The organism is Marinobacter sp. B-12 (assembly GCF_056857915.1).
The window spans coordinates 100,427-120,589 of record NZ_JBSXOB010000064.1 but is presented as its reverse complement, the minus strand read 5'-3'; the positions used below and the strand labels follow the sequence as shown (position 1 = coordinate 120,589).

At 58.3% G+C, this 20,163-nt stretch carries 21 protein-coding genes; 10 read left to right on the top strand and 11 right to left on the bottom strand.

What is annotated here, in order from left to right; translation table 11 throughout:
* Window positions 1-67 precede the first annotated feature (67 nt).
* Window positions 68-571, bottom strand: a complete 504-nt coding sequence (gene def, locus AC13D2_RS19390) for a peptide deformylase (RefSeq protein ID WP_482939050.1) — start codon at window positions 569-571, stop codon at window positions 68-70.
* Window positions 572-945: 374 nt separating this feature from the next.
* On the opposite strand from def, the gene AC13D2_RS19385 reads away from it, so the two are divergent.
* The 8 genes from AC13D2_RS19385 to AC13D2_RS19350 all read left to right on the top strand — a co-directional run bounded on the left by AC13D2_RS19385 (window position 946) and on the right by AC13D2_RS19350 (window position 7,812).
* The gene (locus AC13D2_RS19385) at window positions 946-1,962 is read left to right on the top strand and encodes a LysM peptidoglycan-binding domain-containing protein (RefSeq protein ID WP_292049085.1); all 1,017 of its coding nucleotides are present in this window, start codon (window positions 946-948) and stop codon (window positions 1,960-1,962) included.
* A gap of 130 nt (window positions 1,963-2,092) precedes the next feature.
* Window positions 2,093-3,259, top strand: coding sequence for a DNA-processing protein DprA (gene dprA, locus AC13D2_RS19380; RefSeq protein WP_292049084.1), 1,167 nt, complete (start codon window positions 2,093-2,095; stop codon window positions 3,257-3,259).
* A 26-nt stretch (window positions 3,260-3,285) separates the two neighbouring features.
* Window positions 3,286-3,861 (top strand): L-threonylcarbamoyladenylate synthase type 1 TsaC, encoded by a 576-nt coding sequence (tsaC, locus tag AC13D2_RS19375; protein WP_292049083.1) that lies wholly within the window; start codon window positions 3,286-3,288, stop codon window positions 3,859-3,861.
* Between the two features lie 8 nt (window positions 3,862-3,869).
* Window positions 3,870-4,832, top strand: a complete 963-nt coding sequence (gene hemF, locus AC13D2_RS19370) for an oxygen-dependent coproporphyrinogen oxidase (RefSeq protein ID WP_482939049.1) — start codon at window positions 3,870-3,872, stop codon at window positions 4,830-4,832.
* The gene (gene aroE, locus AC13D2_RS19365; RefSeq protein WP_292049080.1) at window positions 4,825-5,652 is read left to right on the top strand and encodes a shikimate dehydrogenase; all 828 of its coding nucleotides are present in this window, start codon (window positions 4,825-4,827) and stop codon (window positions 5,650-5,652) included. Before hemF ends, aroE begins: the two co-directional genes overlap by 8 nt.
* An 84-nt stretch (window positions 5,653-5,736) precedes the next feature.
* Complete coding sequence (locus AC13D2_RS19360) at window positions 5,737-6,510, top strand: motility protein A (protein ID WP_007152960.1); 774 nt, start codon at window positions 5,737-5,739, stop codon at window positions 6,508-6,510.
* Window positions 6,511-6,513: 3 nt separating this feature from the next.
* Entirely contained in the window at window positions 6,514-7,347 is an 834-nt protein-coding gene (locus AC13D2_RS19355; protein WP_292049078.1) for a flagellar motor protein MotB, read from the top strand.
* Between the two features lie 147 nt (window positions 7,348-7,494).
* Window positions 7,495-7,812 carry a PA4642 family protein gene (locus AC13D2_RS19350; RefSeq protein ID WP_292049077.1) on the top strand — a complete coding sequence of 106 codons (318 nt, stop codon included), beginning with the start codon at window positions 7,495-7,497 and terminating at the stop codon, window positions 7,810-7,812.
* Window positions 7,813-7,843: 31 nt separating this feature from the next.
* Here the strand turns inward: AC13D2_RS19350 and AC13D2_RS19345 are convergent, their stop codons facing one another.
* The 3 genes from AC13D2_RS19345 to AC13D2_RS19335 all read right to left on the bottom strand — a co-directional run bounded on the left by AC13D2_RS19345 (window position 7,844) and on the right by AC13D2_RS19335 (window position 10,692).
* Complete coding sequence (locus AC13D2_RS19345) at window positions 7,844-8,299, bottom strand: Hsp20/alpha crystallin family protein (RefSeq protein WP_482939048.1); 456 nt, start codon at window positions 8,297-8,299, stop codon at window positions 7,844-7,846.
* Between the two features lie 131 nt (window positions 8,300-8,430).
* Entirely contained in the window at window positions 8,431-10,050 is a 1,620-nt protein-coding gene (locus AC13D2_RS19340) for an alkaline phosphatase family protein (RefSeq protein ID WP_482939047.1), read from the bottom strand.
* Between the two features lie 105 nt (window positions 10,051-10,155).
* On the bottom strand, window positions 10,156-10,692 hold the full coding sequence (locus AC13D2_RS19335) for a gamma carbonic anhydrase family protein (RefSeq protein WP_482939046.1): 537 nt from the start codon (window positions 10,690-10,692) through the stop codon (window positions 10,156-10,158).
* A gap of 207 nt (window positions 10,693-10,899) precedes the next feature.
* Between AC13D2_RS19335 and prlC the strand changes: the two genes are divergently transcribed.
* Together prlC and AC13D2_RS19325 are read left to right on the top strand one after the other, a co-directional pair.
* On the top strand, window positions 10,900-12,945 hold the full coding sequence (prlC, locus tag AC13D2_RS19330; RefSeq protein ID WP_300497217.1) for an oligopeptidase A: 2,046 nt from the start codon (window positions 10,900-10,902) through the stop codon (window positions 12,943-12,945).
* Between the two features lie 61 nt (window positions 12,946-13,006).
* Window positions 13,007-13,255: a YheV family putative zinc ribbon protein gene (locus AC13D2_RS19325; RefSeq protein WP_007152953.1), complete on the top strand. Its 249-nt coding sequence runs from the start codon at window positions 13,007-13,009 to the stop codon at window positions 13,253-13,255.
* 352 nt (window positions 13,256-13,607) lie between these two features.
* Here the strand turns inward: AC13D2_RS19325 and AC13D2_RS19320 are convergent, their stop codons facing one another.
* The 7 genes from AC13D2_RS19320 to AC13D2_RS19290 all read right to left on the bottom strand — a co-directional run bounded on the left by AC13D2_RS19320 (window position 13,608) and on the right by AC13D2_RS19290 (window position 20,156).
* Window positions 13,608-14,930, bottom strand: coding sequence for a Na+/H+ antiporter family protein (locus AC13D2_RS19320; RefSeq protein WP_300497221.1), 1,323 nt, complete (start codon window positions 14,928-14,930; stop codon window positions 13,608-13,610).
* 106 nt (window positions 14,931-15,036) lie between these two features.
* Complete coding sequence (locus AC13D2_RS19315) at window positions 15,037-15,273, bottom strand: DUF1653 domain-containing protein (RefSeq protein ID WP_292049069.1); 237 nt, start codon at window positions 15,271-15,273, stop codon at window positions 15,037-15,039.
* Window positions 15,274-15,327: 54 nt separating this feature from the next.
* A complete protein-coding gene (locus AC13D2_RS19310; protein ID WP_292049068.1) occupies window positions 15,328-15,714 on the bottom strand; it encodes a DoxX family protein in 387 nt (128 codons plus the stop codon).
* Window positions 15,715-15,779: 65 nt separating this feature from the next.
* Window positions 15,780-16,220 carry a group I truncated hemoglobin gene (locus tag AC13D2_RS19305; protein ID WP_292049067.1) on the bottom strand — a complete coding sequence of 147 codons (441 nt, stop codon included), beginning with the start codon at window positions 16,218-16,220 and terminating at the stop codon, window positions 15,780-15,782.
* A gap of 17 nt (window positions 16,221-16,237) precedes the next feature.
* The gene (locus AC13D2_RS19300) at window positions 16,238-17,110 is read right to left on the bottom strand and encodes a DUF3034 family protein (RefSeq protein ID WP_482939100.1); all 873 of its coding nucleotides are present in this window, start codon (window positions 17,108-17,110) and stop codon (window positions 16,238-16,240) included.
* A 5-nt stretch (window positions 17,111-17,115) separates the two neighbouring features.
* Window positions 17,116-19,491 (bottom strand): putative bifunctional diguanylate cyclase/phosphodiesterase, encoded by a 2,376-nt coding sequence (locus tag AC13D2_RS19295; protein ID WP_292049063.1) that lies wholly within the window; start codon window positions 19,489-19,491, stop codon window positions 17,116-17,118.
* A complete protein-coding gene (locus AC13D2_RS19290) occupies window positions 19,491-20,156 on the bottom strand; it encodes a cupredoxin domain-containing protein (protein ID WP_300497236.1) in 666 nt (221 codons plus the stop codon). Before AC13D2_RS19290 ends, AC13D2_RS19295 begins: the two co-directional genes overlap by 1 nt.
* Window positions 20,157-20,163: the final 7 nt, after the last annotated feature.

Below are 20,163 nucleotides of genomic sequence, written 5' to 3'. Positions count from 1 at the left end.
TCCTGGTCCGTTGAATACGAAAAGACCGGGTTTTCACCCGGTCCCGATTTACGCTGTTTTGGCGGCTTCAGGCGCTTTTCTTGTGAAGCTTTTCCAGTTTCTTGCGAATACGGGTGCGCTTCAGTGAACTCAGGTAGTCCACAAACAGCTTGCCGTTGAGGTGATCCATCTCATGCTGGATACACACCGCCAACAGGCCGCGGGCTTCCAGTTCAAACGGTTTGCCGTCACGGCCAATGGCCCTGATCATGCAGTGTTCAATACGGGAGACGTCCTCGTAGAAACCCGGCACCGACAGGCAGCCTTCCTGCATCTCCTCAAGCTCACCCTCAAGCACGTCCACTTCCGGGTTGATGAATACCCGCGGTTCACTTTTGTCTTCGGACAGATCCATGACGATGATCTGCTTATGCACGTTGACCTGGGTGGCTGCCAGGCCAATGCCGGGCGCATCGTACATGGTCTCGAACATGTCGTCGATCAGCTTGCGGGTCTCGTCTGTCACCTCGTCCACGGGCTTGGCAAGGGTGCGCAAGCGGGGGTCCGGGTATTCGAGAATATCTAGTATCATGGCGCTCGTACTTTTGGTGTCTGATTCTGGCTTTCACCGTTATCTTTTGTAACGGTGTGAATACTGTCTCCGAAATGCGACAGCGTACTGCGCATTTTTCCATCCCGTGACTATTATGATCGGGATGAAAGAGCCGGTTTCAACGGGTTGTTGCCGTTTATGGTGCTATTATCCCTCAACTCGCTCATTGAGTACAAACTGATCAGTTGATAGTCAAAAGCTTTCGACCCTAGCGTAGAATTTACTGGAAGAACAAAAGATAACATCACAATTTGCGAGACATCTTCTATAGTAGTGGTATAAAAGGCAGAGTACCGGCTGCATACCAAGAACAGAATCTATCGATTCAAGGCACGCGATCAAGGACTTAAACAATGAGGAAACTGCTGTACGCTCTGGCAGCAAGCATGCTGCTGCTAACTTCCTGGGCCCACGCCGCCCCGGAACTGAGGTCCGATCATCCCGAGCGTTACACTGTCGTGAAGGGTGACACCCTGTGGGATATTTCCGCCCGCTTCCTGAATAACCCCTGGTACTGGCCGGAAATCTGGCACGTTAATCCACAGGTTGCAAACCCACACCTTATTTATCCGGGTGACGAGCTGGCGCTGGTCTATATTGACGGCAAGCCGCGTGTTACCAAGGTTTCCAGTGATCGGGTGGTGAAGCTGTCACCAAAAGTGCGTTCTGAGCCCATCGACACGCCGATTCCCGCCATTCCCCTGGATGCGATCAGCAGTTTCCTGACCGACACGCGCATCGTTGACGTTGAGGCGCTGAATGGAGCGCCTTACGTGCTGGAGGGCGAGGACGGCCGGATTATCACCGGCGCGGGTGATCGGATTTACGCCCGTGGTGAGAAGCCGGCCGACAACGTGGGCGTATTCCGCCGCAGCAAGGAATTCCGCGACCCGGAAACCGGCGAGTTCCTTGGCCTTGAGGCCCGGAGTATTGCCCGCGGTGAAGTCATTGCCGAGAATAAAGACGTTCTGACACTCCGACTGAAGCAGTCCAATGAAGAAGTTCGCATCGGGGACCGTCTGCTGGTGGGCGAAGAGCGTCGCATCACCACCAGTTTTGTGCCCAGTTCTCCCGACAGTGACATCGAGGCCCAGATGATCTCGGTCGATGGTGGAGTCAGCCAGATCGGGCAGTTTGACGTGGTGGCTATCAACCGCGGTCAACGGGAAGGCCTGAAGCCGGGCAATGTCATGGCCGTGCTGAAAAGTGGCAACCTGGTTCGGGACCCGGTCACCAATGAAACCATCGAACTGCCCTCCGAGCGTGCCGGGCTGATGATGGTGTTCCAGACCTACGAGAAAATGAGCTATGGCCTGATCCTGCAGGCCACCCGTCCGTTGTCGGTGGGTGACAAGGTCACTAACCCCTGAGCTGATCACAACGTACAACGTCCGTAGAAAGGGAGCCGCATCGCCGGCTCCTTTTTTTATGGCATAATTCACCTACGGCCTGCCAGGAAGGCAAGCCCCGATACCCAACCCTGATCCACGGAAGGATGCCATGCCCCTCTCTACCGCCCCCCTGTCTGTCCCGAACCTGTACCAGTCGGAACACGGATTCTGGATATTCCTGTCCTGTCTGCCGAAATTCGGAGCCCGTCGTCAGCAGGCGATCCTCGAACAACTCCCGGAGTTCGAGCAACTACTGACCCACAATGCGGCCACGCTGAAAGCCCTGGGTTTGGCGGCTGAAACGATCGATGCTCTTGAGGCATGGCGCCGGCAGGATAGCGCCCACCCTGTGGTCGCCAGCGCCGATGACATATACCGGAATTGCCTGAGGACCGGCACGGCCATCGTGACCATGGCTGATGCTGACTACCCCGAGCCTCTCAGGCATATTCACGACGGGCCACTGGTACTCTATGTGCGCGGCGATCGCTCCCTGCTGGGGCGCGAGCAGATCGGTATTGTGGGTAGCCGCAACGCCACCCGGGCCGGGCTGGAGCACGCCCGTTCCTTTGCTGCGGCGCTGGGTCAGAAAGGTTTGCTGGTGACCAGCGGGTTGGCTCTGGGGGTGGACGGCGCCGCCCATGCCGGCGCCCTGGATGCCGGCTTCCCGACCGTCGCGGTAATTGGCAATGGTGTTGATAAACCCTACCCCTATCGTCACCGCACGCTCAGTGAGCGTATTGCCGGTGAGGGGGTGATTGTGTCCGAATACCCGCCGGGCACGTCCGCCAAGGCGGGCCACTTTCCCCGCCGAAACCGGATTATCAGCGGCCTTAGTCGCGGCATCCTGGTGGTAGAGGCGGGACTCAAAAGCGGTTCCCTGATCACCGCCCGCCTGGCGCTGGAACAGGGGCGGGAGGTGTTTGCCATTCCCGGCTCGGTCCACAATCCCCTGGCTCGTGGTTGCCATCACCTGATACGCCAGGGTGCGAAGCTGGTAGAAACCGTGGACGATATCTGTGAGGAACTGGGCGGCTGGTGGACGGGCCAGAACGAGGGCGATCCCTCTTCGGTGGTCATGAAAAGGCCAGCGATCGAAGGCCTGGACTCTCGGGAAATCGCGGTGCTGGAGGCTTTAGGGTATGATCCGCAATCAACCGATGATCTGTGTTCAGTGACCGGCCTTCCCGCCGATCAGTTGATGCAGTCGCTGCTTCTCCTGGAGTTACAGGGGTTGGTGGATTCTGCACCGGGAGGGTTTCAACGGATTGGCTGAGCCACGTATAAAGACTTGAAGACTTCATGAAATCACCACAACAACCTTTGTCCGACTGGCACCTTCACTGCGCCCGCCGCACCGTTTTGGGTGGCGGTGTCATTGCCTATCCCACGGAAGCCGTTTGGGGCCTGGGTTGTGATCCCTGGGATCAGGAAGCCGTTGAACGAGTCCTGTCGCTAAAGCAGCGTCCGATGGAGAAAGGACTGATCCTTGTGGCGTCGTCTGTCGATCAGATACGGTTTCTGCTCGACCCGTTGCCGAAGGAGCAACAGCACCAGGCGATGAGTCATTGGCCCGGCCCGGTCACCTGTCTTCTGCCGGATGTCCGCCAGCAAGTCCCACAACAGGTTCGGGGGCGTCACAGCTCCATTGCTGTCAGGGTCAGTGACCATCCGGTTGTGCGCGCCCTGTGCGAGGCGGCCGGCTTTCCCCTGGTCTCGACCTCCTGTAACCCGGCAGGACGCCAGCCGGCCCGGACCTCCTGGCAGGTGCGTCGTTACTTTGAGGGTGAACTGGACTGGTTGGTGCCGGGAGAACTGGGCGGTAACCGTCAACCAAGCCGTATCATCGATATCGTCAGCGGAAAGCAACTGCGCTAGGAGTTCCCATGTCTCAGCATCCTATTCAGCACCCCGAACCCCATGCCGTGAAGCAGTACCTGCTTGGCCTGCAGGATCGGATCTGCGAACGGCTGGCAGCGGTCGATGGCAGGGGCGTTTTTGAAACCGATACCTGGGATCGGCCCGAAGGCGGAGGCGGCATCAGCCGGGTGATCAGCGACGGTGGGGTGTTCGAGAAAGGCGGCGTGAACTTCTCCCATGTGATGGGCGAGACCATGCCCGCGTCAGCCACCGCGCATCGGCCCCACCTGGCGGGTGCGCCCTGGCAAGCCATGGGGGTGTCTCTGGTCATGCACCCTTTGAACCCCTACGTACCCACGTCCCACGCCAACGTCCGTTTCTTCGTTGCGACCCCTGAGGATGCAGAGCCGGTCTATTGGTTTGGCGGGGGCTATGATCTTACGCCCTATTACGGCTTCGACGAGGATTGCGTCCATTGGCACCGGGTCGCGAAAGCCGCCTGTGATCCTTTCGGCGACCAACTTTATCGCGAGTACAAGCACTGGTGTGACAACTATTTCTACCTCAAGCACCGGGACGAGCCCCGGGGCGTGGGAGGGTTGTTTTTCGACGACCACAATACCGGGGACTTTGGTCGTGATTTTGCCTTGATGCAGTCAGTTGGCGACAGCTTCATCGATGCCTATGAGCCCATTGTCGCGCGCCGAAAAGCGATGGACTGGGGCGAGCGCGAGCGTGATTTCCAGCTATATCGCCGCGGCCGTTACGTGGAGTTCAACCTGGTGTATGACCGGGGCACCCTGTTTGGCCTGCAGTCCGGTGGCCGCACCGAGTCCATCCTGATGTCGCTGCCTCCTCTGGTGCGCTGGGAGTATGCCTTCGTGCCAGTGCCCGGCTCGGAAGAGGCCCGGTTGACGGATTATTTTCTCACTGAACGGGACTGGCTGGGGGATTGGCGGGAGGATTGCCGGGAGAGTGTCGATGCATAACGATCTTTACGCCGTAGTGGGCAACCCTATAAGTCACAGCAAATCCCCACGCATTCATAACCTGTTTGCCCGCCAGACCGGCGAGCAGCTGGAGTACACGGCCATACAGGCGCCGGAAGACGATTTCGTGGGTACCGTCAAAGGCTTTTTCGAACGCGGTGGCAAGGGATTGAATATCACCGTCCCTTTCAAGGAGCAGGCCTGGCAGTTGGCGGAGCTGCGCACTCAGCGCGCCGAGCGAGCGGGTGCGGCGAACACGCTCTACAAAGACAGTAAAGGCTCACTTACCGCTGATAACACCGATGGCAAAGGGCTGGTTACCGACCTGATGGTCAACCATGGCGTTCGCCTGGCGGGTAAACGCCTGCTGGTGTTGGGCGCCGGCGGGGCCGTCCGTGGTGTCCTGGGGCCGATTCTTGCTGAAGAACCCGCCGCCCTGACGATTGCCAACCGCACCTTGGTAAAAGCCGAGAGCCTGGTCAGTTTCTTTGAATCCGTGGCCGGCGATACGCACCTGGAGGCCTGTGGGTTTGAGCAGCCCGCCGACGCTTTCGACGTTATCATCAATGGCACCAGTGCCAGCCTGCAGGGAGATTTGCCACCAGTTTCCGCAAGTGTGATCGGTGCCGACACGGTGATCTACGACATGATGTATTCTCTGCAGACCACCACGTTCAACCAGTGGGCACTGGACCAGGGAGCCACCCGGGTGTTTGACGGCCTGGGCATGCTGGTGGAACAGGCGGCGGAGTCGTTCCGGATATGGCGTGGAAAAACCCCGGACACCCGCCCGGTGATTGAAGAATTGCGAAACGGCTGAGCCCAACCGGGATGAATGGGCTATGCTTCGCAGGTGTAAACGGTTTCCGAAGATCGTTGATTAATCGCTGATTTAAGGTCTCTGATGGATATACTCACCCTTGTCGGGCTGGTGGCAGGTGTACTGATTGTATTACTTGCGATGCTGGCCAACGCGTCGATACTGACCTTTTTCAACCTTCCGGGGCTGGCGATTGTGCTGGGTGGCACTTTTGCCGTCACCCTCATCAAGTTCCGTCTGCCTTCGGTGATGAGTGCTTTCAGGCTGGCGTTTTCAGCGGCATTCAAGGATCGCGTCGAACGGCCGGCGGAGTTGATCCGCGAAGTTGGCACATTGGCTCTCGTCGTTCGCAAGGAAGGTATTCTGGGCCTGGAAAACCACACCACCAATAACGAGTTCCTGCAGAAAGCCATCAATCTTTGCGTGGACGGCCACCCGCCGGAGCTGGTTGAAGAAGCTCTGGCCCAGGAAACCCAGCAGACGGCCGAACGTTACGAAGTCTCCGAACGGGTATTTCGCGGTATTGGTGAATCCGCCCCGGCCATCGGTATGCTGGGTACACTCGTAGGCCTGGTGCAGATGCTCAACACCCTCGATGACCCGTCCTCCATTGGCCCGGCCATGGCGATCGCCCTGCTGACCACGCTTTATGGCGCCTTCATCGCCCAGCTGATCGCCCTGCCCCTGGCCGACAAGCTGCAGCTCAAGGCCGAAGATGAGGCGCGTAACCAGGTACTGATCACCACGTCGATGCGCACGATCATGCGCGGCGAGAATCCCCGGGTGATGACCGAACTGCTGTCTTCCTTTGTAACGCCGGAGCATCGCAATGGTCTTGCGCCGGAGCGGGAGGCATAGGTTTTGGTGGTTCGCCAGCCCGTCAAAAAGAAGAAGCATGGCCGTGGCTCCCCGGCCTGGATCGTCACCTTTGCCGATCTGGCCACCCTGCTGCTGACGTTTTTTATCCTGTTGCTGTCCTTCGCGGAAATGGATGTTGAGAAGTACCGTGCCATGGCCAATTCCATGGCGGTGGCTTTCGGCAGCAACCAGGTGCTTGGTGATGCTGTGGGGGGCTCGCCGCTGACACTGATTGAGTCGGATACGGTTTCCCTTCCGGAGCCAATGGAGACCGCGACCGACGAGCCCGAATTTATTGATGAACGCGCGGAAGCGGATGCCCCGACCAAAATTCCGGCGGGTGTGATCGATCTGGCCAGCCGAATGATCCAAGAGCTTGAACCGGAAGTGGCTTCGGAGGCACTGAGCGTCAACTACGATGAAAGCCGGGTGGTGATCCGGTTTTCGGAGGAAGCCACGTTCCGCTCCGGAGAAGCGGCGATCAAGCCGGGAATGGTGCCGATCATTGAGCGGGTGGTAGAGGTACTGTCTGGTTGTACCGGTGACGTTCTGGTCGCGGGTTACACGGACGACCGCCCGATAGCCAGTGGCCGCTATCGCTCCAACTGGGACCTGTCTGCTGCACGTGCCGTGTCGGTGGTTCACGAGCTGGTAATGAATCGTCAAGTGCCGGCGGAGCGGGTCGTCGCGGCGGGCCGGGCGGAAACCAACCCGCTGGTGCCCAACGACAGCCCGGAGAACCGGGCCAAGAACCGGAGGGTGGAGATCGCCATCCGCAACCCGCAATGTGACGACAGCGTGGAAACGGACCAGTTACCGGTGGAAATTAACTCGTGACGTTCGCATATGCCTGCCGGGAAGCTCCTCATAGTCAATTTATATAACCCCGACGCTTTTAGATCTTTATACTGTGCGGCCAAACGCGAATACATTCGTCGTAACTATTTGCTGTAAAAGCTGTAACAAAAAGGCCAGAGAGAGATTATGAGCGGACCTGACAAACCGAAAGTGATTGGTGAGGAATGGAGTGATGAGCGGGTAAAGAGCTTCCTGGCCATTACGCCGTACGACAGCAATATCAATTCTGACTTCAACGCCCTGATCAAGGCCTACCAGGCGATGATTGCCGAAGACTTTGACCGTTTCGTCGGTTTCTTCGTGGAAGCGGGTCGGGATCTCAATGCAGTCGATGAAAACGGTGAGACCATACTGGACCTGGTGTCGCGGCACCGTCGTAGCACTGCATACGCAGAGACACTTCGGAAAGCCGGCGCAAAAACAACGGCAGAGGCCGGGAGCTGAGCCCCGGCTCTGCCATTGGCGGCCCGCCGGTTTACTGGACGTCCACCTCAATAGCCTTGGGTTCGGCAGGCTCGGCCTTGGTTAACGTCAGCGAAAGGATGCCATCCCTGAAGTTGGCCTGGATATTGTTTTCATCCACATTCTCCGGCAGGGTGAACCGGCGCAGGAAGCTGCCATAGATTCGCTCCACGCGGTGGTGCTTGCTGTCGCTGGTTTCTTCCTCTTGCTTGCGCTCACCCCGGATGCTCAACACTCCATCCTGCACGGTGACTTTTACATCATCCTTTGACATGCCCGGCAGTTCCGCCTCAATGTGAAACGCTTCCGGTGTTTCCCGGATATCCACCGCCGGTGCCCAGTCGCTGCGGCTGAACAGGTCTTTACCCTCACGCTCGCCATTGCTACGGGCAAGGCCGAAGTAGCGGTTGTAGCGGTTAATCAGGTCTTCGAACTCGTTGACCGGATTCCAGCGAGTAATGTTGGTCATATGAAACCCCTCCTACGAATCTGAAATCACACGTTGATGTCAGCTTCGCTCGCGGAACAGCTCCATACCGGTGGCGCCAGCCGGATGGTTTTCCGTGAACCTCTGCTATTTTCGAATGTAGGATCGATTGCTTATTTTTCAATAGTGTCTGAAGCAGAAGTTTTTACCGGGATGCGGGGCGGGCTGAAAGCCTGATGAAGAAAGGGCCTGAAGCTGGCCATTGAAGGCCCCTGCTGATCCGAGTGGGGGTGCGCGCCCCACCGGAATCCGCGTAAGCCTTCCTGATCACCGCCGCCAACAAACGGTGCCAGCATATTGGGGTCGGCGCTGATCACATGAACAATGACGTCGCGGCTGGCGTCGTCGCCGGTGATCAAAGGGGCCGCCTGATGGTCGCCTGTCAGCACCAGCAGGGTTTTGTTATCCACATGGCGTTTGGCGTATTCAGTGGCCACGTTCAGCGCATAATCCAGCGAACGGGCGTAGTGATCGCGTACGCGCTCGGGATCCCGCCACAGGCTCGCGGGTGCTTCGCCGACACCTTCCCAGCGGTCAAAGATTTCTCCGTTGCCAATGCTGTCCCAATCGTCCAGAACCGGAAGTATTGGGACCCATGGCGCATGGCTGCTGATCAGTGCCACCTCAGCGAACACCGGGCTATGATCGGCGCGCTCCCGAATCTGGCGCTGGAACCATGACCAGGTGTACTGGTCCGGCATGGTGACCCAGTTCAGGGCCGGCCCGCGGTAGTCCATGGTGGTGGAGTGGTATATGCGGTTATAGCCAAACGCACGCCCTTCCGGCCAATCGCTGGTGATAGCGGGCATAACCGCGACGGTATCGTGTCCGGTAGCGCCCAGGTCATCAATCAGCGTGGGGTAGTCACTGGCGAGAAAGATGTCGTAGTCGAGTTGGGTATCGATCCATTGCCCGCTGAGCAACGTGGTGTGAGCCAGCCAGGATTGGCCACCCTGAACCGGGGAGCGCAAGCGGCCCGTGACGATGTGAAGACCGGCGTCGGCCAGTGTCTGTTCCATTTGCGTCAGACGAGGTCGGATCAGCGGACCGTAACGAGTGTCAGCAACCGCGGAAATGCCATAGGATTCAATGAAACCCAGTATGACGTCGGTTTCCCCCAACCCTGCCAGCGGCGTGGACTGGACAGCGGCCGAATTATCCTCCAGATGTTGTCGGAACGATGCTGTCGACTGGTGGGTGTCAATGGCCAGCCTGACCTGGTGAGCTGCGGTGCGGGCGGCACTGAGGCCCACGAACGGCTGCGAGATGAGAGAGATACCCAATGTGACAACACCCAGGGCAGTAAGTGTCATTGCCGCGCGGCGTGGGACGCCGGACCCTGTACGGAGCAATAATCGGCTGACACAGGTTGCCAGTCCCAAAAGCGTTGCCAGGACCAGAGCGACGAGTGCCAACGACAGTGGGATTCCCAAATTGCCGTGCATCTGGTCGAAAACCGGGCCTGCCACGCCGAGTTCGAGATAGAGGTTGAAAGGCCGTCCAAGGCTTTCACGGACCACAAGGTCGCTCAGCGCAAAGAATGCCAGCATGCCGTAAAGCCCACCGACAAAGGCCGCACAGAGACGCTTGCCGGCGCCATCTGGCAGTAATGCGAATAGCCCGCACAACAAAACAGCCTCAGCCGCAATCCACGGGATCCATGGGTAATGAGGTATCAGTAACGCCAGAAACAGGGCGTTAAGCAAAACCGTCGTGAACAGGAGTCGCGTCAAGCACAGATCCCTTCTAAGGGGTGACCAATAGCCGCCACTCTTCAGGACATGGCGTCGTCACTGGTAGATACGTCGGCGCTGGCGGCTTCGGATCGGAGCACCGGATTAAACCTCATTCAGGTAGTCGTCCTTGAGTTTGACGTAATTGGCCGCGGTGTACTTGAAGAAGGTCTTTTCCTGATCCGACAACGCCCGGGCCTGTTTGCAGGGTGAGCCTACATACAGGTAACCGGACTCCAGGGTTTTGCCCGGCGGCACCAGGCAGCCTGCGGCGACAATCACTTCGTCCTCCACCACGGCGCCGTCCATGATGATGCAGCCCATGCCCACCAGCACCCGATTGCCAATCGTACAGCCATGCAGCAGCGCCTTGTGGCCAACGGTCACGTCATCCCCGATCAGAAGTGGATAGCCGCCGGGGTTATAGTCACTGGCATGAGTGATATGCAGCACCGACCCATCCTGGATGCTGCAGCGGTTGCCGATGCGGATTTTGTGCATGTCACCGCGCACCACCGTCATCGGCCAGATGGAGACGTCATCCCCTGTCTGGACATCCCCAATGACCACCGCACCGGGATCAATCCAGGCGCGTTCTCCAAATTGTGGCGTGTTACCCTTGAGTGTTCGTACATTCGACATTACATATACCTATATGGTGTTTACCCGAAGGTTCGGGGCACCTGTGGGGAAGCCTTTCCAAAACTGTACGGAGCCATGGATGGCGAAGTCCAAGCGTCACATGGATGTGCCGAAGGAGCGTGTTTTGGAAAGGCTTCCCCACAGGTGCCTTTCCCGATGTTGAATACTCGAAGCTACCTGACAAATTAAAGGCTGAGAAGGGGACTTATGAATAACCCGTTATTGACTGACGACCTGTTGCCCAAGTTTGACCATGTTCGCACCGAACACATGGAACCGGCAATTGACCAGATTCTCAGCGAGAACCGCGTGAAAATCTCACAGCTGGCGCAACAGGACGAACCTTCGTGGGAAACCCTGGCGCAACCGATGCAGGCAACCGAAGACCGGCTGGAAAGAGCCTGGTCCGTGATTTCCCACCTGAACGGTGTGATGAACAGTGACGACCTGCGCAAGGTGTACAAGAACTGCCTGGAAAAGCTCACTGAGTACAGCACCGAGCTGAGCCAGAATGCAGAACTCTGCGAGGCTTACAAGAAGCTGGCAGCAAGCGACCAGTTCAACGAACTCAGCGAAGCCCAGCGTAAATCCGTGGACAACACCCTGCGGGATTTCCACCTCGGTGGTGTCGATCTGCCCCAGGAAAAGAAGGAGCAGTACGCCAATTTGTCGATGGAGCTGTCGGAGCTGTCCAACCGCTTCAGTGACAATGTTCTGGATGCCACCCAACACTGGTTCAAACACATCACCGATGTGGAGGAGCTTGCGGGTGTTCCTGAGACCGCGCTCGATGGCGCCAGGCAGGCAGCGCAACAGAAGGATCTGGACGGCTATGTGATTACCCTGGATTTTCCCAGTTTCTACCCGGTGATGACCTACGGTGACAACCGCGACCTGCGTCGTGAAGTCTACGAAGCCTTTGTGACCAGAGCGTCTGACATGGGCCCGGATGCCGGCACCTGGGACAACACGCCGGTGATGGCGGAAATCCTCAAGCGTCGTCATGCCATGGCGAATCTGCTCGGCTTCGACAACTACGCTGAGCGCTCGCTGGCGACCAAGATGGCCCGCAATGTCGACGAAGTGCTGGACTTCCTGAACCAGCTGGCGGCCAAGTCAAAGCCCATTGCCGAGCGGGAATTTGCCGAGTTGAAGGCGTTCGCCAAAGACACCCACGATGTCGACGACCTACAGGCCTGGGACATTGGCTATTACAGCGAAAAACTGCGCCAGGAAAGGTATGACATCTCCCCGGAAACCTTGCGTCCCTGGTTCCCGGTGAACAAAGTGGTGCCCGGCCTGTTCGCCGTGGCCGAGAAACTGTTCGACGTGCAGATTGAAGCCAAACCGGACGTGGAAACCTGGCATCCGGATGCCACGGCCTATTGCATCAGCCGCAATGGCGAGCCCCTGGCCTGGTTTTACCTTGATCTGTACGCCCGCCAGGGCAAGCGTGGCGGCGCCTGGATGGCGGACTGCCGGGTGCGTTGGCGCAACCTGCGCGGCCAGCTGCAACTGCCAGTGGCCTTCCTGACCTGTAACTTCACGCCGCCGGTGAACGGCAAGCCGTCGCTGCTGACCCACGACGAGGTCACTACGCTGTTCCACGAGTTCGGCCACGGCCTGCACCACATGCTGACCCAGGTGGATGTGCTGGACGTATCCGGTATTAACGGCGTTGCCTGGGACGCGGTGGAGCTGCCCAGCCAGTTCCTGGAAAACTGGTGCTGGAACCCGGAGTCCCTGGCCCTGATCGCGTCGCACCATGAAACCGGTGAACCGCTGCCAGACGACCTGCTGCAAAAACTTCTGGCCGCCAAGAACTTCCAGTCCGGCATGGCGATGGTGCGACAGCTGGAGTTCTCGTTGTTCGACTTCCGCCTGCACGCGGAATTCACCCCGGACGCCCCCACCAACCCGCTGGACATGCATCGTACGGTACGGAGCGAAATCGCTGTGGTGGAAGCACCGTCATTCAACCGTTTCCCCAACAGCTTCTCCCATATCTTCGCCGGCGGTTACGCCGCGGGCTATTACAGCTACAAATGGGCCGAGGTGCTGGCGGCGGACGCGTTTTCGCTGTTCGAGGAGAAGGGTATCTTCGATCCGCAAACCGGCAAGGCGTTCCTGCAGAACATCCTGGAAAAAGGCGGCTCCCAGGAGCCGATGGAATTGTTCAAGGCGTTCCGTGGTCGTGAACCGGAGGTGGGTGCCCTGCTGAAACAGACGGGTATCACCGAAGACGCGGCCTAAGCCGATATCACCCGGTCAGTGTTGTGGCTGGCCGGGTTCTGGAATTGTTGGAGTTTTAACCATGGCGACCCCCAAACGTTTTATCGCCGGCGCCGTCTGTCCCCGCTGTGCGGAGATGGACAAAATCATGATGTTTACCACCGACGACGATGATCAGGTTCGCGAGTGCGTGGCCTGCGGTTTCACGGATGCGGTGTCGGATACCCCGGAGCCGACTAATCCCGAACTGGAAACCCGGGTGAACAAGCTCGGCAACGAAGACGATCATACCGTTAAGCAGGTGGTGTTCTTTTCTTCCAAGGACGACTAACACTTGGGAGTTTGGCCTCTTTTTGTAGCCTGCTTGGATTGGGGCTGCGAGGGGGCAGGGGGAGTTTTTACTCTTGAAATGGAACTCGCTGCGCTCAGACACCCATTTCTGGCGAGTAAAAATCCCCCTACCCCCTCACGAAGGAACCACCAGAGTATCGCCGAGCACACACAGCACTTGATTGTATTTCAATGCGATACCTCTGTGGTTTAAACCGGAGGGTGTTGGGGTGCTTTCTGCCGGGAAAAAGGTGTCTGAGCGCAGCGAGTTCTTTTTCCCAGAAGAAAGCACCACGACGCCGTCCAGGCCCCCACAAACCAGCAGGCTACAAAAAAGCAGGCAACTCCCAGCCTCAAAGAACCATAGCCGCCAACCACCCAAAGCCCAACAACGGCAGGTTGTAGTGCAGGAACGTCGGCACCACCGTATCCCAGATGTGGTTGTGCTGGCCATCGACGTTAAGGCCGGCGGTGGGGCCGAGGGTGGAGTCCGATGCAGGGGAACCGGCATCGCCCAGGGCGCCGGCGGTGCCGACCAGGGCCACGATGGCCAGGGGGCTGAAGCCCAGTTCCAGGGCCAGCGGGACATAGAGGGCGGCGATGATGGGGATGGTGGAGAACGACGAACCGATGCCCATGGTGATCAGCAGGCCGACGACCAGCATCAGCAGGGCGGCCAGGGCTTTGTTGTCGCCGATGGTGGAGACGGAGCCTTCCACCAGAGTGGCGATGTCGCCGGTTTCGCGCATGACCTCTGCAAAGCCTGAGGCGGCGATCATGATGAAGCCGATCATTGCCAGCATTTTCATGCCTTCGGTGAACAGGTCGTCGGCTTCTTTCCATTTCACCACGCCGGACAGGTTGAACAGTACAAAGCCCGCCAATGCCCCGAGGATCATGGAACCCAGCCATAGCTGCACCACGAACGCCGCCACGATGGCGACCAGGGCCATGAGCAGCGTGCCGCCGTTGTAGGTCACATCCACCCGCTCGGTGCGGGCAATGGCGTCCAGGTTGTAGTGGCGCTCGCCGCGGTAGCTGAAAAAGACGGCAACGAGAAGACCACAGAGCATGCCAAGTGCGGGCAGGGCCATGGCGGACATGACATTGAGGTCCGTGGCGTCGATGCCGTTCTCACCGACATTCGCCAGCAGGATTTCATTCAGGTAGATACCGCCAAAGCCTACCGGGAGGAACATGTAGGGTGTGATCAGGCCGAACGTCAGCACGCAGGCCACCAGGCGTCGGTCCATGTTCAGTTTGGCCATCACATACAGCAGCGGGGGCACCACCAATGGGATGAAAGCGATGTGAATCGGCAGGATATTCTGGGACGACATGGCGATGGCCAGCAGCAGGCCAACGATCAGCAGGCGGATTCCGCCAGCGGCCTTGCCGTCATCCTGCCGGCCCACCAGGTTCAGGGCTTTGTCGGCCAGGGCATGGGCGAGGCCGGATTTGCCGATGGCAACGGCGAAGGCACCGAGGGTGGCGTAGGACAGGGCGACGGTGGCGCCGCCCCCCAGGCCCTCGTTAAACGCGGCAATAGTGGCGTCCAGTGACAGGCCGCTGATCAGTCCGCCGGCGACGGCACCGATGATCAGGGCAACAACAACGTGGATGCGGCACAAGCTCAGCACGAGCATGATTACTACCGCAGCAACAACGGCATTCATGGCAAACTCCGGGATGTCGGGAATGGCTTTCAGCGCCCCTGAGGTGGGGCGGTTAAGGAAAGCGCGCTAATGTGCCGGAAACGCGTGCTGCAGTCAAAAATCGTGCTTACGGGCGATCGTCAGCCACGTAGGTAAACCGGGGAACATCCTCGCCAGCGACTTCCACTGTCTCCTGGAACATCGCCAACGGTCGTACCCATAGGCTGTAGTCACCGTACAGGCAGCGGTAAACGACCATCGGCTCTTCGGTTTCGCTGTGGCGGGCCACACCGATGACGTCATAGTCCCTGCCCTTATAGTGTCGGTACCGGCCTGGGCGGAGCTCTGACTTTTTATCGGTCATCGTACCTGTCTCCATGCGTAGTTAGTTACACGCGACCGGTGGCTACTCGAACGGTCAGTTCTTGAGCTTGTAGCGGCCCGGTCCAAGAAAAACAACGGCAATGGCAATGAACAGGAAGAAGCCCTGCAGTTCGAGTGCCCAGCCGCCGTTATTGCCCAGTGCCATCAGTTCATGGCTGTGTACCAGAGCAATGGCCACCAGCATGTTGAAGGCGATGAGTAACGCGCCGATACGGGTCTGGTAACCCAGGATCACCATCAGTGGTGCCAGCAACTCACCAATGAACACGCCCCACGCGAAAAAGGCGGGAATTCCATGGCTGGCCAGTTGGCCTTCGATGAAGCCCACGCCATGGAACAGCTTGGCGATGCCATGAAACAGCAATAGTCCGCCCAGGGTCAGTCGAACAATCAGTTTTCCCAGATCCGCGTTGTCGAGCAAGGTTTATCTCCCGTCAGGAAAGGTTTATCGGTCAGCGGGCAAGCTTAACCGGTTTGTCGCCCGGCTCAAAGGTTGCGGATCTGGGGGTAAAGCGGCACCAGCTTTTTGATCAGCCGGTTCTGTGCGCCTGTGGGTATGCCGTTTTCTTCCATGGCCAGTATGAGGTTCTCAGCCAGGGCATTGAACTGGGTGTCCGTCACGTTCATATCGGCGTGGCTTTCGCGCATTCCGCGCCCGGAATAAGTGCACGGGCCACCACTGAGTTCACAGAGTTGGTCCGTCAGGTTGGTGTGGAACTGGCGTACGTCAATGCCACGAAACTGGTCGTTGATACGCTCGTCCTCGACAATCCGGTAGAGCAGATCTTCGACGATATCGGCAATGCCGGAACGTTCGCCGAGCTGTTGGTAGAGAGCAGAATTCTGTTGGTTGGTTTCAACCATGGCCTGGCAACCGGAGAGAGCCAGAAGAGGTAATAGAACCAAGATGATGACAGAATGTTTCATAATGATCTCCCGGGTTGTCAGAAACTGGCCTGCAGTGAAAGGTAGGCGCCGCGCTGGTCTTCCAGGGTGGCAACGTCACCAAGATTGACCAGGGCCGCCGTGACCGACAAGCGCCGGTCGGGTACCCAGGCAACGAAGACATCCCACCAGTCGTCCTCGGTGGCGAAACCCAGATTGTCCGGTTTCTGGCGGTATTCGGTACCCACCAGCCACTGGCGGGTCACAAACAACCCGACGCTGCCTTCAAACATCGCCTCGTAGCTGTCGTTGCGGTCGCCGCCGAAACCTAATAGCCCGCCCTGATTGGCCTTGGTACCGCGGACGGTGGCGTTGACCAGCAGATTGCGATCCATCACCGCCGCGAAGAAGAGTTTGCTGCCACTAACGTAGACATCGGTGCCGCTGTCGTCTTCAGCGCCGATGGCGTCGGGTACGGTGAATTCGCGGTTGCGTTTGTGCAGAAGGCCGGCTGACCATTGCCCCCATGGGCTGTATAGGGCATCGCCGGCGAGCCTTACTTTGAGCCCGAAAACGTCCTGCACCAGTTCGTCCTCTTCTAGGCCAAAGCCGTTTTTCAGGGTGAACACCAGGCTGTCCAGGTCGAGGGTCTGGCGTGCCAGCGTCAGCTCGACACGATTGTTCCAGGTGACGCCCGCCCCGACAACTGAAAGCGTGTAGTCGTCAGTTTCGGCGCGGGATAGCGTTAGCGTGCCTCCCCACTCCTCATCGCTGGCATACCCGCCAAGCAGGGCCCAGGGGGAGAGGCCGCCACCTGCGCCGCCCTCGACAGAGGTAACCCCGCCGGTGGCCCACAATCGGCTGCCAGTGTCCGCAGACAGGTTTGCTGATATCAGTAATGCCAGTAAACCGGTGCTGAATACCCTGGCCATACATGTCATGACGTGGTTTCTCCTGTGTCTCTGAGTTCCTGCTGACGGTTCGCCAGCGACTTTTCCGTATCTTGTAGGTCACCCACACCGACGGGCCGGCTGAGGAAAAACCCCTGACCGCTTTCGCAGCCCCAATCCCGCAGTAATGCCCAGCTTTCGACGTTTTCGATCCCTTCCGCGACGACCCTCAACCCCAGGCCATGGGCCATATCGATGGTGGAGCGAACGATGAGCTGATCCTGCGGCTCAGTGTTCAGGCGCAGGACGAAGGATTTGTCGATCTTCAGTTCCTGCACCGGCAGCTTGCGCAACTGTGACAGCGAGGAATAGCCGGTACCGAAATCATCCACCGATAACGTCACACCTAGTTGGCGCAGGCGTCGCAGAGTTTCAAAGGCTGTTTCTGGGTCTTCCATCAGGGCACTTTCGGTTACTTCCAGGGTGATGCTGGACATGGGTAACTGCCATTGGGTAAACGCCTCGGCAACTTCCCGGGCCAATTCCGGGCGGGTCAGGTCCAGCGCCGACAGGTTAATGGCAACACCGATATTCAGGCCCGCGGCGTGCCACTTGCCCGCGTCGTTGGCCACACGGCGGAGGATATGCCGGGTCAGGTCGGTGATCTGGCCGGATTGTTCTGCCAGGAAAATAAACTCTTCCGGGGAAATGAAGCCCAGGTCTGGGTGAATCCATCGCACCAGTGCTTCAGCCTGATAGAAACTGGCAGATGCCATGTCAAGTTTGGGCTGGTAGTTCATGTGCAAGCCGTTGCTGGCAATGGCGTGATGCAGATCAGAGATCAGCTGAAGCTCCCGCAGGTGGTTCTCATCGTGTCCTGGCTGATAGTGGGTGACGGGCAGCCGGCTTTTCTGTGCCTGCTCGAAGGTCAGGTTCAGTCGCCTGCGAACCTGGTCGGTATCGATGGCGTCCTGGGGGAGCTGTAGCGTCACCATGGTGCAGCGAAGGGAGAACGGAGTGTTGTCAATGAATAAGGGAGACTCCACAATTTTGCTGAGTTTCATGGCAAGCTTGTCAAGCTCGGATTGCGACTGGGGCGCGACCATCATCAGGAATTCGGCGCCGCCAGTCCTTGCCAGCGATGAGCTGCCGGGCAATGCTTCCTCCAGCCGTGTCGACACCGAACGCAGAACCTTGTCTCCGAATTCAAGCCCAAGGGTGTCATTGACGTCAGAAATATCATTGAGGCGCAAGCCCATCAGGCTGCAGGGGCGGTTGCTGTTGAACTGTTCCCGCAGGCGCGACAGGAAGGCGTTGCGATTAGGTAGCCCGGTAATCTCGTCGTGGCTGGCGGCGTAGTGTATCTGCTCTTCGCGGTCCCGTAGTTTGCTCAGCATGTCGCCAAGCGCCCTGCGCAATTCGGCCAGTTCGCCTCCGGCGCGAATGTGGGGAGGTGTAGGCGTGTCGCCATCACCGATGGCCTTGGCATAGTCGGCCAGTTGCAGGACTGGCCGCCCCATGTTGCGAGCGATAATGAGCGCAATCAGGGCCGCCAGCGCAAGAACGGCACTGACCAGAAGCAGAATCTCCCAAGCGCGCTCATAGTAATTGCTCAGACGGGCATCGCGGTTGATCAACAGCAGCAGCTGCAGGGCCGGCATTTCGTTTCCGGTCAGGTTTTTGATGCGGGTAAAATAGTGTGTACTTTCGAGAAACTGATTCTCGTCGGAGGTCCTGGCCATGGCATTGTTCAGTTCATCCAGCCTGGACAGGTTGATGGAACCTGGATCGGTAAGAATCTGATAGCCATGGTCCTCGCCGGAGAAGGCCCTGAACAACACCTCGGTTCCGCTGAGTTGACCGATGATGTCGGTAAGATCACCATTGACGCTAAAACCGGCAATCAGCCATGCCCTTAATCCGGGTGCTTCCACTGGGATGGTGAGCAGTTCAAAACCGTCTGCACCGAAAACGCTCATCTGGCTGGCAAAGCCTGTTTGTCGCGCCTTGGAAAGCATTTCTGTAACCAGCGGGCTGTTGGTAAACGCCTCGGGCAGTCCATCGGTGTCGGCAAGGATACTCCCGTCGCTGCCAAGCAAGACGGCGAAATCGGCATTTACCCTTTGGGCCTGATTGGTCAGTGCGCTGTCTGTGGTGGCGCGGTCCCCACTGGCGACGGCGGAGCGAAAGCCGAAATCGCGGACTACAACGTCCAGCCGGGACAGAATCAGGCTGGTGCGGCGCTCAAGCACTTCCTCCGCAACTTGCTCACCGAGACTCAGTTGCTCAAGTGCACGTGCTTTCTCATCCTCGAACAGGTAAAGCATTAGCAGCGCACCGATGCTCAGGCTGACGATGGCAACCATGGTGACCATGACGGTCACCAAACGTCCACGAAACCCTATTCGGCTAGTGACCGCCATCAAAGCTCCCGGAAACGTTCTTGCAGGCCATCCAGCCTGTCATCACTCGCGGGCTCCGGGGACAATTCCACCGAAAGTTCAAGCGATCCTGAAGACGGCTGCTCAATAGTGAAACGGGCCATACGGGTGTTGTCTGTTAGTCGCGGGTGCCATACCAGGAGCTCGATTTTGCCGGAATCATCGTCTACCGACGGTGGAATCTCGACCGTCAATCGGCCTTGTTCATCGGTTCGGCCGGAGGGTGCGCTGTCGGTAATCAGGATAAAAGCCTGCATATGATCATGAATGTTGCAGCCAATTTCCACCACACCGGTTTTGTTGAAGACAACCGGTTCTGTCGGTCGTCCGGCGTAAAGCTCTATGTTGAAGGCCTTGGCGGGTGAGAACGAGTAGACGTGGTGCTGAGTGTTGTCCTGGTTGGGAAAATCCACCCTGGAGTGTTTGGGTATGATCAATGTGTGGGGGTAAAAATTACGGTTTTTCTGAACAATTTCAGCCTCTACAGGGGGCTCCGAGGGGCCGTCTTCCAGAATCACCACGGCATCGGCGACCGGCTCTCCTGACAGACTATCGGTCAGTTCAAGTGGTATTGTGTTGGTCTCAGCTGCGTGGCAAAGAGCGCCCACAAGCACCAGTAACAGGGCAACAGTCAGTTTGTAGATCAATGTGAGT